The sequence below is a fragment of the Bradyrhizobium sp. AZCC 1721 genome, assembly GCF_036924715.1.
In the GTDB taxonomy this organism is placed as follows: Bacteria; Pseudomonadota; Alphaproteobacteria; order Rhizobiales; family Xanthobacteraceae; genus Bradyrhizobium.
On record NZ_JAZHSB010000001.1, the window covers coordinates 6,564,039 to 6,578,761 of the forward strand.

13 protein-coding genes are annotated in these 14,723 nt (G+C 63.2%); 5 read left to right on the top strand and 8 right to left on the bottom strand.

The features are described from left to right. Positions 1-59: 59 nt before the first annotated feature. Positions 60-722 (top strand): maleylacetoacetate isomerase, encoded by a 663-nt coding sequence (maiA, locus tag V1273_RS31360; protein WP_334411858.1) that lies wholly within the window; start codon positions 60-62, stop codon positions 720-722. A 135-nt stretch (positions 723-857) separates the two neighbouring features. On the opposite strand, the gene V1273_RS31365 is transcribed toward maiA, so the two are convergent. Beyond that, positions 858-1,490 carry a glutathione S-transferase family protein gene (locus tag V1273_RS31365; RefSeq protein WP_334411859.1) on the bottom strand — a complete coding sequence of 211 codons (633 nt, stop codon included), beginning with the start codon at positions 1,488-1,490 and terminating at the stop codon, positions 858-860. 111 nt (positions 1,491-1,601) lie between these two features. On the opposite strand from V1273_RS31365, the gene V1273_RS31370 reads away from it, so the two are divergent. Further along, on the top strand, positions 1,602-2,021 hold the full coding sequence (locus V1273_RS31370) for a DUF6636 domain-containing protein (RefSeq protein ID WP_334380064.1): 420 nt from the start codon (positions 1,602-1,604) through the stop codon (positions 2,019-2,021). Positions 2,022-2,176: 155 nt separating this feature from the next. Here the strand turns inward: V1273_RS31370 and V1273_RS31375 are convergent, their stop codons facing one another. From V1273_RS31375 to V1273_RS31405, 7 genes are all read right to left on the bottom strand, one after another. After that, on the bottom strand, positions 2,177-2,770 hold the full coding sequence (locus V1273_RS31375; protein WP_334411860.1) for a GNAT family N-acetyltransferase: 594 nt from the start codon (positions 2,768-2,770) through the stop codon (positions 2,177-2,179). Between the two features lie 6 nt (positions 2,771-2,776). Continuing rightward, the gene (gene glpK, locus V1273_RS31380; protein ID WP_334411861.1) at positions 2,777-4,279 is read right to left on the bottom strand and encodes a glycerol kinase GlpK; all 1,503 of its coding nucleotides are present in this window, start codon (positions 4,277-4,279) and stop codon (positions 2,777-2,779) included. Positions 4,280-4,482: 203 nt separating this feature from the next. Beyond that, entirely contained in the window at positions 4,483-5,256 is a 774-nt protein-coding gene (locus V1273_RS31385) for an SDR family NAD(P)-dependent oxidoreductase (protein WP_334411862.1), read from the bottom strand. Positions 5,257-5,428: 172 nt separating this feature from the next. Then, a complete protein-coding gene (pimD, locus tag V1273_RS31390) occupies positions 5,429-6,568 on the bottom strand; it encodes a pimeloyl-CoA dehydrogenase small subunit (RefSeq protein ID WP_334411863.1) in 1,140 nt (379 codons plus the stop codon). Positions 6,569-6,754: 186 nt separating this feature from the next. Then, entirely contained in the window at positions 6,755-7,945 is a 1,191-nt protein-coding gene (gene pimC, locus V1273_RS31395; RefSeq protein WP_334380059.1) for a pimeloyl-CoA dehydrogenase large subunit, read from the bottom strand. A gap of 179 nt (positions 7,946-8,124) precedes the next feature. Beyond that, the gene (gene pimA / locus V1273_RS31400; protein WP_334411864.1) at positions 8,125-9,816 is read right to left on the bottom strand and encodes a dicarboxylate--CoA ligase PimA; all 1,692 of its coding nucleotides are present in this window, start codon (positions 9,814-9,816) and stop codon (positions 8,125-8,127) included. 198 nt (positions 9,817-10,014) lie between these two features. Then, complete coding sequence (locus tag V1273_RS31405; protein WP_334365237.1) at positions 10,015-12,111, bottom strand: 3-hydroxyacyl-CoA dehydrogenase NAD-binding domain-containing protein; 2,097 nt, start codon at positions 12,109-12,111, stop codon at positions 10,015-10,017. A 167-nt stretch (positions 12,112-12,278) separates the two neighbouring features. On the opposite strand from V1273_RS31405, the gene V1273_RS31410 reads away from it, so the two are divergent. The 3 genes from V1273_RS31410 to V1273_RS31420 all read left to right on the top strand — a co-directional run bounded on the left by V1273_RS31410 (position 12,279) and on the right by V1273_RS31420 (position 14,719). Continuing rightward, positions 12,279-13,142 (top strand): IclR family transcriptional regulator, encoded by an 864-nt coding sequence (locus V1273_RS31410; RefSeq protein ID WP_334365238.1) that lies wholly within the window; start codon positions 12,279-12,281, stop codon positions 13,140-13,142. A 69-nt stretch (positions 13,143-13,211) separates the two neighbouring features. Further along, on the top strand, positions 13,212-14,009 hold the full coding sequence (locus tag V1273_RS31415; protein WP_334411865.1) for an ABC transporter ATP-binding protein: 798 nt from the start codon (positions 13,212-13,214) through the stop codon (positions 14,007-14,009). Continuing rightward, positions 14,006-14,719: an ABC transporter ATP-binding protein gene (locus V1273_RS31420; protein ID WP_334365240.1), complete on the top strand. Its 714-nt coding sequence runs from the start codon at positions 14,006-14,008 to the stop codon at positions 14,717-14,719. The genes V1273_RS31415 and V1273_RS31420 overlap by 4 nt, the downstream gene beginning before the upstream one ends. The last annotated feature ends 4 nt before the right edge of the window (positions 14,720-14,723 follow it).

Below are 14,723 nucleotides of genomic sequence, written 5' to 3' on the forward strand. Positions count from 1 at the left end.
TTCGCACGATTGATCCACCCTCTCCCACAAGGGGAGAGGGGAAGAGAGACGGAGGCCCCATGAAATTCTTTTCCTTCTGGCGATCGCTGGCGAGCTTTCGCGTTCGCATCGCGCTCAATCTGAAAAATGTTCCGGTCGAAGTGATCTTCGTCGACCTCGACGCCAACGCGCATCGCGATCCCGAGTATCGCCGGATCAACCCGCAGATGGCGTTGCCGGCGCTGGTGGAAGATGACGGCACCACGCTGTTCCAGTCGCTCGCCATCCTCGAATATCTCGACCAGAAATATCCCTCCCCGCCGCTATTGCCCTCCGACCTCGCCGGCCGCGCCCGCGTCCGCGCACTGGCGCTGATGGTGGCGTGCGAGGGCCACCCGCTGCTGACGCCGCGGGTGCGGCGCTACCTCGACCACGAGCTGAATCTGCGCGACACGCAGCAGGCGGCGTGGCGGCGGCACTGGATCGCCGAGACGCTGGCAGCGCTGGAGGGACATCTTGCCGACCACAAGGGCACCGGCAAATTCTGCCATGGCGATGCGCCGACCATCGCCGACATCTGCATGGTCGGCCATGTCACTGCTGCGCTGAACCAGCAGGTCAATCTGGCGACCTATCCGACCGTGAAGCGCATTTTCGAGACGGCGATGGCGCTGCCGGAATTTGAAAAAGCCCATCCGCTGGCGCAGCCGGATACGCCGGAGGCGATGCGGCCTAAGGTGTGAAAGCGAGGCTGGCCGCCCGGCGGTGCGATTCCCCGGACGCGCCGCACCCCGGCCTGAAAAAATCGCGAAAACAACCCCATGCAAAGTAGGATTGGGCTGGCTCCGCGGCCGTGGCCGGGCGCGGCCCCGTCCAGCTCAATCGCCGCTCGGCGGCGCCAGCGGCTGCACGATTTCCTTGAACGGCGGCAGCGCCTCGCACCGCTCGGAATGCGCCTTCAGCGCCGGATAGCGCGCGTCAAACAGCGCGGGATGCGCCTCGCCGGTGAAGCGCAGCACGCAGGCGACTGCGATATCGGCGTGGCCGATGTTTTCGCCGAACCAATACGGCGTCTTGACCGCGGCGCGCTCCTTTTCCAGCACGTCGAGCACGCCTGATATCTGCGACTTGCAACGCTCGACCCAGAGATCGAGCTGCTTCTCCTTTCGCAGCACGCGCTCGTACAGCAGGCTGACGCCCTTGTCGCCGAGTCCCATCGCCAGCGCCGCGATCCGCAAATGCCGCCGCCGCGTCTCGCCGCGCGAGGCGATCATTGCTTTCTCGGGGCCGACGCGATCGTCGAGATGATCCAGGATCATCGCGCTTTCGATCAGCGCCTCGCCATCGTCAAGCACCAGCGTCGGCACCCGCCGCAGCGGATTATAGGGCGCGATCTTGTCGGCGTCGCCGAAGGTCGACCACGGCTTGTGTTCGAAAGAGATGTCATACAGCCGCATGGCGATGGCGACGCGGCGGACGAAGGGGGAGTCGTATTGGCCGATCAGGATCATGGTTGTTGTGCTCTCCGCTCGTCATGGCCGGGCTTGACGAGGTTGCTTTGGGTTGCGCCGCACGTCATCCTAAGTACGTTTAAGCCTATTGCAACCCACGAGTCACACATCATGCTTCGCTTGCGGCCGATCTTTCCCGCGCTCTCGCTATTGGTTCTCGCCGCACCAGCGCACGCCCAATCCGCCGTCACCGGCTTCCAGTCGCCATCCAAAAACATCGCCTGCCAGTATTTCGACTACGACAAGCAGAACGTGCTCCGCTGCGACCTCAGCGTCATGGAAACCAAGCCGCGGAGGCCTACCGATTGCGACCTCGATTACGGCCAAGCCTTCGAGATGAACGCCAAAGGCCCCGCCGCCCGCATCTGCCATGGTGACACCGTGATGGACAAATCACTGCCGGTGCTGGCCTACGGCGAGGTCTGGCAGCGCGGGGGATTTACGTGCACGTCGGAGCAGGCCGGCGTGACCTGCTTCAACACCGACCGGCGCGGGTTCTCACTGGCGCGGGTCAAGCAGGAGATGTTTTGAGAGTGTTCTGACGACGCCCCCACACACGTCGTCATACTCCGCGAAGGCCGAATATCCAGTACGCCGCGGCGGCTCGGTTCTGCCGAAACGTCTCTGGAATACTGGATGCCCGCCTCCGCGGGGATGACGACCGAGGATGAGGATGCGCGACAGATTCACTCGATTACAGGCACATGCTTCGCCACATCGCGCGGTGCGGTGCCGTCGAGCCGCGGATCGTCGACGACCTCGACCTGCCGTCGGAACGCGCGAAACCCCGAGCGCTGGTAGAAGGCGAGCGCGGCGGGGTGATCGAAGGTGCAGGTGTGCAGCCAAACGCGGTTAATCGGCCGCGACCATGCGAGCTCCAGCGCGCGGTTCATCAGCCAGCGGCCGGCGCCGGTGCCGATCAGTTTTGCGGTGACACCGAACATACCGATCTCGCATTGGCCGGGCTCGCGAAAATCCAGTTCCAGCAGGCCCTCGTCGCTGTTGTCATCGACCAGCACGTAGACTTCGAACTGCGGCGAATGAAGCCGTGCCGCGAGTTCGGCGTCGGGCATCTGCATTCGCGAGAACCACAGCCATTCCTCGCCGACGCGACGATAGAGATCGCGAAACCAATCGAGCGGCGGCATCTCCACCCGACGCAGCGACCAGGCTCGGGGCGGATCGGAACGCGGCGCGGGCCGTTCGGTCATCTCCAGATGCGTGACGACGGCCGCGATCTTGCCGGCGGGAACGTCCGAATAGCCATCGGGCACGATCAACTGAAGTCACTCCCCTTCATCGCTTGCCAGCACGCCTTTCACCGCCCTCGCCCAACCCGCCAGTTTCCGCTCGCGCGTCGCCTTGCTCATCGCCGGCTTGAAGCGGTGTTCGAGCCGCCAGTTGTCGGCGAATTTTGCGGGCTCGGGGTAGACGCCGGCGTTCAACCCGGCGAGATAGGCGGCGCCTAACGCTGTGGTCTCCTGGATCTTCGGCCGGTCGACCGGTGCATCCAGCAAGTCGGCGAGGCGCTGCATGGTCCAGTCGGAAGCGGTCATGCCGCCGTCGACCCGGAGCACGATGTTGGCGGCGGTGGCGTCCGGCCAGTCGGCGCGCATCGCGGCCCAGAGGTCGAAGGTCTGGTAGCAGACGCTTTCGAGGGCGGCATGCGCGAGTTCGGCCGGACCGGTGTTGCGGGTCAGGCCGAACAGCGCGCCACGCACGCGCGGATTCCAGTAAGGCGCGCCGAGCCCGACAAAGGCCGGGACCAGATAGACGCTTTGCATGGAATCGGACTTGTCGGCGAGTGGGCCGGTTTCGGATGCCTGCTTGATGATGCCGAGGCCGTCGCGCAGCCATTGCACCGCCGAGCCCGCGACGAAGATCGAGCCTTCGAGCGCATAGGTGCGTTTGCCGTTCAATTGATAGGCGATGGTGGTGAGCAGCTTGTTCTTCGAGGCGACCGGCGTGGTGCCGGTGTTGAGCAGGGCAAAGCAGCCGGTGCCGTAGGTCGACTTGATCATGCCGGGCGTGAAGCAGGCTTGGCCGATGGTTGCGGCCTGCTGGTCGCCGGCGATGCCGGAGATGGCGATCGCGCCGCCGAACAGGTCGGGTACGGTTTCGCCGAACTTGGCGGAGGAATCCTTGACCTCGGGCAGCATCGAGCGCGGCACGCGCAGGATTTTCAAGAGCTCGTCGTCCCAGTCGCCGGTGTGGATGTTGAACAGCAGCGTGCGCGAGGCGTTGGTGGCGTCGGTGACGTGCACCTTGCCGCCGGTCAGTCGCCATAGCAGATAGCAATCGACGGTGCCGAACATCAGTTCGCCGCGCCCGGCGCGTTCGCGCGCGCCCGGGACGTGATCGAGCATCCATGCGACTTTGGTGCCGGAGAAATAGGGATCGATGATCAGGCCGGTCTTGGCCGAGATCGCGGGCTCGTGGCCTTCGCTCTTCAACCTGGCGCAGATATCCGCAGTGCGGCGGTCCTGCCAGACGATGGCGCGGTGTACCGCCTGCCCCGTGGCGCGATCCCACACCACCGTGGTCTCGCGTTGGTTGGTGATGCCGATCGCGGCGATGTCCTGCGCTTTAAGGCCAGCCTTTTCCAGCGCCTCGCGGCAGACCTGTAACGTCGAGGTCCAGATGTCCTCCGGCTCGTGCTCGACCCAGCCCGACGCCGGAAAATGCTGCGGGAATTCCTGCTGCGCCGTGGCGGCGATGGAAATATCGCTGCGGAACACCATGGCGCGCGAGGACGTGGTGCCCTGATCGATGGCCAGCACAAAGGACATGACGCTGCTTCCCCGAAGGATTGTTGGTTGCGGAGAGGCAATCCGATTGGGAGGCGAAGGTCAATAATATCTCCGTCGTCGTCCCTGCGAAAGCAGGGACCCATAACCACCGGCTTTGGTTTGACGAAGAACGTCTGCCATCTCGTGCTAACCGAGGGCACAACGCGGTATGGGTCCCTGCGTTCGCAGGGCGACGGTGGAAACTACGTCGCCGCCGTGGTCACGCCGCCGTCCACCACGATGGTCTGGCCGGTCATGAAGGTGGATGCATCGGAGGCGAGGTACGCCACGGCGCCTGCGATTTCATCCGGCTCGCCGATCCGGCGCAGCGGCGTGGTGGCGGTGCGGCGTTTTAGGTTTTCGGCGTCTTCCCACAGCGCGCGGGCGAAATCGGTTTTAACGAGGCCCGGCGCGACGCAATTGACGCGGACGCCCTTTGGGCCCCATTCGCCGGCAAGGCTGCGGCAGAGCGCGAAATCCGCCGCTTTCGAAATGCCGTAGGCGCCGATCACAGTCGAGCCGCGCATGCCGCCGATGGACGAGATGATCACCACCGAGCCGTTGCCGCGCTCCGCCATCTGCGGGATCGCCAGCGCGCAGAGCCAGATGTTGCTCTTGACGTTACTGCCCATGATCTTGTCGAAGGCCTCGTCCTTGATATCGAGCAGCGGGCCGTAATAGGGGTTCACCGCGGCGTTGCAGACGAGGATATCGACCTTGCCGTAATGCTTTGTCGTGCCCGATATCAGCGCCTCGACCTCCTCGCGGCGCGAGATGTTGCAGGGGATGACATGGGCGTCGCCGCCGGCCTTTTTGATGCCTTCGGCCACTTCCTCGCAGGCATCCGCCTTGCGGCTGGAGATCACGACCTTGGCCCCGAGCTTTGCCAACAGTTCGGCGGAGGAACGGCCGATGCCACGGCTGGAGCCGGTGACGACGGCGACTTTTCCGGTGAGATCGAACGGGGTATTTTTCATTGTTGTTTTCTCTCCCTAACTCTCTCCCCGTCATTGCCTGCGACAAACGCGAAGCGTTTGCGCAAGGGAGCGCAGCGACGAAGCAATCCATCTATCCCAGCGCGGCACTATGGATTGCTTCGCTTCGCTCGCAATGACGGGGCAACACAGTGCCCCGCAATGACAATTTGGCTTACACCAGCCCACCTTCCGCGACGCGGCGGAGGTGGTAATCGGTGTCGCCAAACATATTCTCGATCATGGCCAGGCGCTTGAAGTAGTGGCCGATCTTGGCTTCCTGGGTCATGCCGATGCCGCCGTGGAGCTGGATCGACTGCTGGCCGATGAATTTTCCGGACTTCCCGATCTGCACCTTGGCAGCGGCAACCGCGGTCGCACGCTCCCTGGCGTCTTCGAAATCGGCCGCCATGGTCGCGAACATCGACATGCTGCGGGCCTGTTCGAGGGCGACGAACATGTCGGCGGCGCGATGCTGCAGAGTCTGAAAGCTGCCGATCGGAACGCCGAACTGTTTTCGCGTCTTGAGATACTCGACGGTCGTCTTCAGCGATTCATCCATCGCACCGACGGCTTCCGCGCACATCGCGGTGCGGGCTTCATCGACCACGCGCTCGATCAGCGGCAAGCCGTTCTCGGGATCGCCGATCGCGGCGTCGCTGCCAACCTCGACGCCGGTGAAGGTAATGTCGGCGGCATGCAGCCCGTCCTGGGTCGGATAGCCCTTGCGGGTGACACCCTTGGCGTTGGCTGGCACGAGGAACACACCGATGCCGGTCTTGTCGTGCCGGCTGCCCTTGGTACGCGCGGTCACGATCAGCGTGTCGGCATTCTCGCCGTTGAGCACGACGAATTTTTCACCGTCGATCACGTAAGCCCCGCCCTTCTGCTTGGCCGTGGTCGAGACGTCGGCGAGATCATAGCGCGAGTTCTTCTCGAGCTGCGCGAAGGCAAAGGTCTTGCTGCCGTCGATGATGCCGGGGATGTGCGCAGCCTTCTGCTCGGCCGAGCCGCCATGGCGCAGGAAGCCGCCGCCGATCACGACGGTGGCGAGATACGGCTCCAGCACCAGCGCCTTGCCGAGCGCTTCCATCACGATCATGGTCTCGACCGCGCCGGCGCCGAAGCCACCGTCGGCTTCCGCGAACGGCAGGCCCAGCAGGCCCTGCTCGGCGAGCTTGCCCCAGACAGCCTTGCTCCAGCCGCCCTTCTCCTTCTGGTACTTCTTGCGCGCATCGAAATCGTAGGAATCGGTCAACAGACCGTCGATGCTTTCCTTGAGAAGCCGCTGCTCCTCGGACAAATCAAAATCCATGTTGTTTTCTTTCTCCGGCTAACCAAATTCGTCGTCATGCGCGGGCATCCGCGCCCCCCACAGTCGTCATCCCCGCGAATGCGAGGATCCAGTATTCACCGGCGTTCTTCGTAAATCACGACCGCCGCGGCGTACTGGGTCCCCGCTTTCGCGGGGACGACGTGCGTTGTTCTGGCGCTATCTTGCCTACAGTCCCAGCACCGCCTTGGTGATGATGTTGCGCTGGATCTCGTTGGAACCACCGTAGATCGAGACCTTGCGGTTGTTGAAGTAGCTTGGCGCGATCTGGGCGGTCCAATCCATGGTTTCGTTGGAGGCGTCGTCGCCATGCTCGTCGTAAGGCGCGGCGAACGGGCCGATCACTTCCATCAGAAGTTCGGTGGTGGTCTGCTGGATTTCCGAACCCTTGATCTTCAACACCGAAGACGCCGGGTTGGGCTTGCCCTTGCCGTGCTTGCCCTCGTCGGCGACGACGCGGAGCTGCGTCAATTCGAGCGCCTTCAGCTCGATCTCGCAGGCCGCCAGCTTCTCGCGGAAACCCTGGTCTTCGATCACGGGCTTGCCGTTCTGTTCGACCTTGGAGGCGAGCTCCTTGATGCGGCGCAGCCGCTCCTTGGAGACACCGACGCGGGCGATGCCGGTGCGCTCGTTGCCGAGCAGGAATTTTGCGTAATCCCAGCCCTTGTTTTCCTCGCCGATCAGGTTCTCGACCGGCACCTCGACGTCGTCGAAGAACACTTCATTGACCTCGTGGCCGCCGTCGATGGTCTCGATCGGCCGCACCGTGACGCCCTTCGACTTCATGCTGAACACGATGAAGGAGATGCCCATCTGCTTCTTCGCTGACGTGTCGGTGCGGCACAGGCAAAAGATCATGTCGGCGTGCTGGGCCAGCGTGGTCCAGGTCTTCTGGCCGTTGATGATGTACTTGTCGCCCTTGCGCTCGGCCTTGGTCTTGAGCGAGGCGAGGTCCGATCCCGAGCCGGGCTCCGAAAAGCCCTGGCACCACCAGTCGTCGACATTGGCGATGCGCGGCAGGTATTGCTGCTTCTGCTTCTCATTGCCGAAGGTGTAGATGACCGGGCCGACCATGCTGACGCCGAAGGCGAGCGGCGCCGGCGCCGGATGCATCTGCAGCTCTTCGTTGAAAATGTACTGCTGCACCGAGCTCCAGCCGGTGCCGCCATATTCCTTCGGCCAGTGCGAGACGCCCCAGCCCTTCTTGTTCAGGATGCGCCACCAGGCGACCATCTCATCCTTGGAGAGATGACGGCCCTCGACCATCTTGCGCCGCGTTTCCGGCGGTACGTTATCCCGGAAGAAGGCTCTCACTTCTTCACGAAACGCGATTTCTTCCTTGCTGAAAGCGAGATCCATCGGATCCTCCTGTGAGCGAATTAGACTCTTTGGTAACGTGAACTCTCTTTTCCGTCGTCCCTGCGAACGCAGGGACCCATAACCACCGGCTTCTGTGATTGGCAAAGCCGTCTCCCCATGTGCCCCAAGCAAGGCCGCGGCGTATGGGTCCCGGCTCGAGGCCGGGACGACGGCGGAGTTTAGGAACGACCTCCTGATGCGGCTTGTTGTTTCGATGGCGCAGCCTGCGACGGCTGCTGCTGCATCCGCAATTCGTGGCGCGACAACTTTCCGACCGGCGTGCGCGGCAGTTCGCTGACGAAATCGAGCGCGGCGGGCAGTTCGTGCTTGCCGAGCTTGCCGGTGAGGAAGGCACGCAGTTCATCCAGCGTGAAAGGCTTGGCGTCCGCGCGCAGCTTGATGAACGCCTTTGCGGCCTCGCCGCGGTAATCATCGGGAATGCCGATCACGATCACTTCCTGCACGGCAGGATGCGTATAGATCGCCTGCTCGATCATCTGCGGATAGACGTTGAAGCCGCCTGAGATGATCATGTCCTTCTTGCGGTCGACCAGATAGAAATAGCCATCGGCGTCCATGTAGCCGATATCACCGGTAAGAAAACGGTCGCCGACAAAGGCTTCCGCGGTTTCCTTCGGCCGGTTCCAGTATCCCTTGAAGACGTTCGGGCCGCGGATGCGGATTTCGCCGGTTTCGCCCACCGGCATCAACTTGGTCGGATCCTCCAGCGACACCACGTCCATCTCGATGCCGGGCAGCATCAGGCCAATCGAGCCTGGCTTATCGGGCCCCTCCTTCGGGTGTGCGGTGCCGGGCGAGCAGGTCTCGGTCATGCCCCAACCGCTCTTCAGCTTCATGCCGACCCTCTGCTCCAGGATCCGTGCGACTTCGACCGGCAGCGGTGCACCGCCCGAGCCAACGCTGACCAGCGAAGACAGATCGCGCTTGTCGAGGTCCGGCAGCGCTGCGATCGCGATCCACATGGTCGGCACGCCGGGGAAAAAGGTGGCGCGCTTGATCTCGATATCGCGCATCACGGCCTCGACGTCGAAACGCTGATGCAGCGAGATCAGATGACCGCGCCGGATCGCCGACAGTAGCACCACCGTCAGCGCATAGATATGAAACAGCGGCAGCACGCAGATCATGCGCTCGACCGCGTTGCGCTCGGCGCGCGACGGCCTGCCCCAGACGTCGTAGATCGACACCGCCGACGTCAGATTGCCGTGGCTGAGCATCGCGCCCTTCGGCAATCCGGTAGTGCCGCCGGTATATTGCAGCAACGCGACGTCGTCGGCCGAGATCGCGGGCCATTGCGCCGGTTTTGCTGCACCGTCAGTGAATTTTTTGTGGGTGAGGATCTTCGGATTATCGGGCAATGCCGTCTGCGGCGTCCCGACCTTGCCCCAATGATCGTCCTCGCAAACGATCAGGCGATCGAGCAGTCCGTGAGCGAGAAATTTCAGCGCAGTCGGCAACAGCGCCGACAGATTGCTGGTAACCAGTACCCGCGCGCCCGAGTCAGTAAGCTTGTGCGACAGCGCGATCTCGCCATCGAGCGGCGACAGATGCACGACGCGGGCGCCGGCCTTCAGTGCACCGAAGAAATTGATCGGGTGATCGGGCGAATTGCCGAGGAACAGCGCGACCGAACTGTTCTTGCCGTAGCCCGCGCGGAGGAAGGCGCTGGCGGCGGTTTCCACCAACGCTCCGAGTTCGCCGTAACTGATCGGCCGGTCGCGGAATTCGATGGCCGGCCGCGAAGCGAACTCGGCGGCGGCCGTCGACAATAGATCCGGCAGCGTACCGCGCGCGATCTGATCGTCCCAGCGGACGCCTTCCGGATAGAACTGCTCGCCGGGATGGGTCATCGGCGTTCGTGCAAACGAGGCGCGGCACCATCTCTCCGCACGTCGTCCCTGCGAACGCAGGGACCCATAACCCCCGACGTCGGTCTTGAAGAAAGGTCTCTACCCGAGTGCCAAATCGCGGGTCCCCGGCGTATGGGTCCCTGCGTTCGCAGGGACGACGCGTTGAGGAGCGTGACGGACCACATGCGCTTCATCAACTCAAGCCGCTTTCGACTGCTGGGCCAGCGACGCAAACGTCTTGCCTTCCGCGGCAAGACGCTTGAGCAGCGGAGCCGGCTCGAGCGACGGATCGTTGGTCTCCTTGGCATAGTACGACAGCCGGTCGGCAATATGCTTCAGCCCGACCTGGTCGGCATAGAACATCGGGCCGCCGCGATAGATCGGCCAGCCATAGCCATAGAGCCAGATCACGTCGATGTCGCTCGGCCGCGCCGCGATGCCTTCCTCCAGAATGCGCGCACCCTCGTTGATCATCGGGTACATCATGCGCTCGAGGATCTCGTCATCGCTGACGACGCGCTTCTTGCGGCCGAGACGCTGCAGCGTCTCGTCGATCAGCTTCTCGACGTCCGGATCGGGCAGCGGCGCGCGCGAGCCGCCTTCATACTTGTAATAGCCCTTGCCGGTCTTCTGGCCGAAGCGGCCGGCCTCGCACAGCGCGTCGGCGATTTCCGACTTGATGCCGCGGTCTTTTCGCGAACGCCAGCCGATATCGAGGCCGGCGAGATCGCTCATCGCGAACGGGCCCATCGGCATGCCGAACTTCGTCACCACGGCGTCGACCTGCTGCGGCAACGCGCCTTCGAACAACAGCTTCTCCGACTGCTTGCCGCGCTGGGCCAGCATGCGGTTACCGACAAAGCCGTCGCAGACGCCGACCACGGCCGGCACCTTTGCGATCTTGCGCGCAATCGACACTGCAGTCGTCAGCGCATCCGGCGCGGTCTTGTCGGCACGGACGATCTCACACAGCTTCATCACGTTGGCGGGCGAAAAGAAATGCATGCCGAGCACGTCCTGCGGACGTTTCGTCACTTTCGCGATCTCGTCGATGTTGAGATAGGAGGTGTTGGAAGCGAGCACCGCGCCGGGCTTGGCGTATTTATCGAGCGCCTCGAACACCTCCTTCTTGACCGCCATGGTCTCGAACACGGCTTCGATCACAAGGTCAGCATCCTTGACGTGCTCGAGACCGACCTTGCCATCGATCAAGCCCATGCGCTTGGCCGGCGCATCCGCTGGGATGCCACCGCGCGCGGCGGTCGCCTCATAATTCTTCTGCATCACGCCCATGCCGCGCTTGAGCTGCTCTTCCCCAGTCTCGATCAGCGTCACCGGAATACCGGCATTGGCAAAGGACATCGCGATCCCGCCGCCCATGGTGCCGGCGCCGATGATGGCGACGCGTTCGACCGGGCGCGGCTTGGTGCCATCAGGCACGCCGGCGATCTTGGCGGCTTCGCGCTCGGCGAAGAAGGCGTAACGCTGGGCCTTGGACTGGTCGCTGGAGACCAGCTTGAGGAAACCTTCACGCTCCTTCTTCAACCCTTCATCGAACGGCAGCTCGATCGCGGCGCGCACCGCATCGGCCGCGGCGAACGGCGCTTCCAGCCCGCGCGCCTTCTTGGTCAATGCGGCGACTGCGTTGGTAAAGATCGAGATGTCGGCCTTGGCGGCAGCGAGCTTTGAGTCATCGTCGCGCAGCTTGCGCAGCGGGCGCTTCTCCGCCAGCACCTTCAGCGCAAAGGATTCGCCACCTGACGCCGGCTCCTCGACGATCTCCTCGATCAGGCCGTTCTTGAGCGCCTCCGCCGCGCTGATCGGGTCCCCGCTGACGATCATCTTGACCGCCAGCTCGGGCCCGACCGCGCGCGGCAGGCGCTGGGTGCCGCCGGCGCCCGGCAACAGGCCGAGCTTCACCTCGGGCAGGCCGAGGCGAGCGTCCTTGGTGGCGACGCGATAGTGGCATGCCAGCGCGACTTCGAGACCGCCGCCGAGCGCCGTGCCGTGAATGGCAGCAATGATCGGCTTCGGCGACTTCTCCATGAGATCAAGCACCTCGGCGAGGCCCGGCGGCTTCGGCGGCTTGCCAAATTCGGTGATGTCGGCGCCGGCGATGAAGGTGCGGCCGGCGCAGGTCAGCACGATCGCCTTCACTTCCGAATCCGCGATCGCGCTCTTCATGCATTCGAAGATGCCGCCGCGCACCGCGGCACTCAGCGCGTTGACGGGAGGACTGTTGACCGTGACGATGGCGATGACGTCATGACGCTCGAGTTTTACCACTTCGCTCACGGGACTCTCCCTGGATCGTTTGTTCTTGGATGCCGCCCAACTTGCGTTGAGTAGCTACGGCCATTTCACCAATTTCGCACTGCGAAATTTAATTCCACATCTTGACAGGGAGGGTTATTTTGAAGCACGTCCCTTGTCAACGAGCTCATCAGCAGCAGTAGCGGGTAATGAAACGTCCAGGGAAAAAAGCGGCGACCGATCGCAGCTTCGTCGTCGCACTCTCCCGCGGACTGGATGTGTTGCGCGCATTCCAACCCAATGACGGGCTTCTTGGCAATCAAGAACTCGCCGCCCGTACCAAATTGCCGAAGCCAACCATTTCCCGGCTGACTTACACCCTGACCAAACTCGGTTATCTTACACCCGTTCCGCGCTTCGAAAAGTATCAGCTCGCGCCATCAGCCATGGCGCTGGGGTATGCCGCCCTTGCCAATCTCGGCGTTCGGCATTTGTCCGAGCCTTATCGCGAAGCGCTGATGCGCGAGACCGGCGGTGCCGTAGCCGTCGGCGGACGCGACCGTCACAGCATGATCTATTTCGGCCAGAGCCGCACCGGGCTGCTCGGCGTGCAGCTTGACGTCGGCTCACGCGTTCCGATCGCGACCACCGCGATGGGACGGGCCTATCTCTGGGCCCTGCCCGACGACGAGCGTGCCTCCTTGTTGCGCGAACTGCGCGACCACTACGGCAATCGCTGGCCCAAAATGCGTGACGGCATCGAGCGCGCGGGCGAAATGCTCGCGCGTCACGGATTTACTATCTCTGCCGGCGAATGGCAGGACGATGTGCACGCCGTAGGTGTGCCGCTGAAGCTCAGTGACGGAACCGGACCGTATGCCTTCAATTGCGGCGCGCCTGCTTTCCGTTTCACGGAAGACCGTTTGATCAACGACATTGGACCTCGCCTTGTCACGATGGTAAGGAACATCGAAGCAGCGCTGGGCGGCGCAGCACCACAATCAAAAAAATCAGAGAACAAGAAGTCGAAAGCAGGAGGAAGAGTTGCACGTTTGGCCGAGGGGATCAGATAGCCTTCACCATGACCGGCAAAAACATTTGCGCGGTCATTCCCGCTCCGTGATCAGGGCGGGCGGGACGCGATGACGCAGGCACAGCTCGCGCAGGGCAATGCTCCCCTGCTCGCGGTCCGCGACGTCAGCGTCGTGTTCGGCGGCATCATCGCGCTCAACGGTGTGTCCTTTGACATGCACAAGGGAAACATCCTCGGGCTGATCGGGCCAAACGGCGCCGGCAAGACGACGCTGTTCAATTGCCTCTCCAGACTCTATCAGCCGTCTTCCGGCGACATCCTGATGGAAGGCGCGAGCATCCTGACGCGCCCGCCGCACCGGATCGCCGAGATCGGCATCGGGCGCACCTTCCAGAACGTCGCGCTGTTTCCCAATCTCTCGGTGCTCGACAACGTTCGCGTCGGCACCCACGCCCGCACCTCCAGCGACATCATCTCGGACTCGCTGAAGCTCGCCTGGGTTCGCCGCGGCGAGGCCGAGGTCAACAGGAAGGTTCACGAGATTCTGGACTACCTGGATCTCAATGACGTCGCCCATACCGTGGTCTCGGGCTTGCCGTTCGGCACGCAGAAGCGGGTCGAGCTGGCGCGCGCGCTGGCCGCCGATCCGAAGATCCTGCTGCTTGACGAACCCGCCGGCGGCCTCAACCACGAGGAAGTGTATGTGCTCGGCGATTTGATCCGTCGCATCCGCGACGAGCGCCACATGACCGTGCTGCTGGTCGAACATCACATGGGCCTGGTGATGTCGATCGCCGACCACGTCGTCGCTCTCAACTTCGGCCGCAAGCTCGCCGAGGGAACGCCGGCCCAGGTCCAGGCCGACCCGGATGTCATTAAAGCCTATCTGGGGAGCAAGGACCAATGACCTCGATGCTCAACGTCAAGGACCTCCGCGCCTATTACGGCCAGGTCCAGGCACTTCACGGCCTCTCCTTCGCCCTCAACGAGGGCTCGCTGACTACCCTGCTAGGGGCCAACGGTGCCGGCAAGACCACCACCTTGCGCGCGATCTGCAACATGGTGCGCTCGACCGGAGCGATCGAGTTCGAGGGCAAGCCGCTCTCCGGCCAATCGACCGAAAACGTCGTTCGCCTCGGCATCGCCCATGTACCTCAGGGCCGCGGCACCTTCACCACCATGACGGTGGAGGAAAACCTGCAGCTTGGGGCCATCACCCGCAACGACAGGAAGAACATCGTCTCCGATATCGAGCGCATGTACGACCACTTCCCGGTGCTGAAGGAACGGCATACCCAGCAGGCCGGAACGCTATCCGGCGGCGAGCAGCAAATGCTCGCGGTCGCGCGCGCGCTGATGCTGCGTCCGCGGCTGATGCTGTTGGACGAGCCGTCGTTCGGTCTCGCCCCCTTGATCGTGCGCGACCTGTTCAAGATTCTCGGCAAGATCAACCGCGAAGACAAGGTCACGATCCTGGTGGTCGAGCAGAACGCGCAATTGGCGCTGGAACTCGCCGACCAGGCGTACGTGATCGAAACCGGACGGATTGTGATGTCGGGCAACGCCAAGGACATCGCGACCAACGAAGACGTCCGTAAATCTTATCTCGGCTACTGAGGAG

Bases quoted from the DNA above. Each gene is read 5' to 3' on its own strand.
- pimD (WP_334411863.1), bottom strand. From the start codon at position 6,568: ATGGATTTTGATTTGTCCGAGGAGCAGCGGCTTCTCAAGGAAAGCATC.
- glpK (WP_334411861.1), bottom strand. From the start codon at position 4,279: ATGTCCTTTGTGCTGGCCATCGATCAGGGCACCACGTCCTCGCGCGCC.
- V1273_RS31415 (WP_334411865.1), top strand. From the start codon at position 13,212: ATGACGCAGGCACAGCTCGCGCAGGGCAATGCTCCCCTGCTCGCGGTC.
- V1273_RS31385 (WP_334411862.1), bottom strand. From the start codon at position 5,256: ATGAAAAATACCCCGTTCGATCTCACCGGAAAAGTCGCCGTCGTCACC.
- maiA (WP_334411858.1), top strand. From the start codon at position 60: ATGAAATTCTTTTCCTTCTGGCGATCGCTGGCGAGCTTTCGCGTTCGC.
- pimA (WP_334411864.1), bottom strand. From the start codon at position 9,816: ATGACCCATCCCGGCGAGCAGTTCTATCCGGAAGGCGTCCGCTGGGAC.
- V1273_RS31365 (WP_334411859.1), bottom strand. From the start codon at position 1,490: ATGATCCTGATCGGCCAATACGACTCCCCCTTCGTCCGCCGCGTCGCC.
- pimC (WP_334380059.1), bottom strand. From the start codon at position 7,945: ATGGATCTCGCTTTCAGCAAGGAAGAAATCGCGTTTCGTGAAGAAGTG.
- V1273_RS31410 (WP_334365238.1), top strand. From the start codon at position 12,279: ATGAAACGTCCAGGGAAAAAAGCGGCGACCGATCGCAGCTTCGTCGTC.
- V1273_RS31370 (WP_334380064.1), top strand. From the start codon at position 1,602: ATGCTTCGCTTGCGGCCGATCTTTCCCGCGCTCTCGCTATTGGTTCTC.
- V1273_RS31420 (WP_334365240.1), top strand. From the start codon at position 14,006: ATGACCTCGATGCTCAACGTCAAGGACCTCCGCGCCTATTACGGCCAG.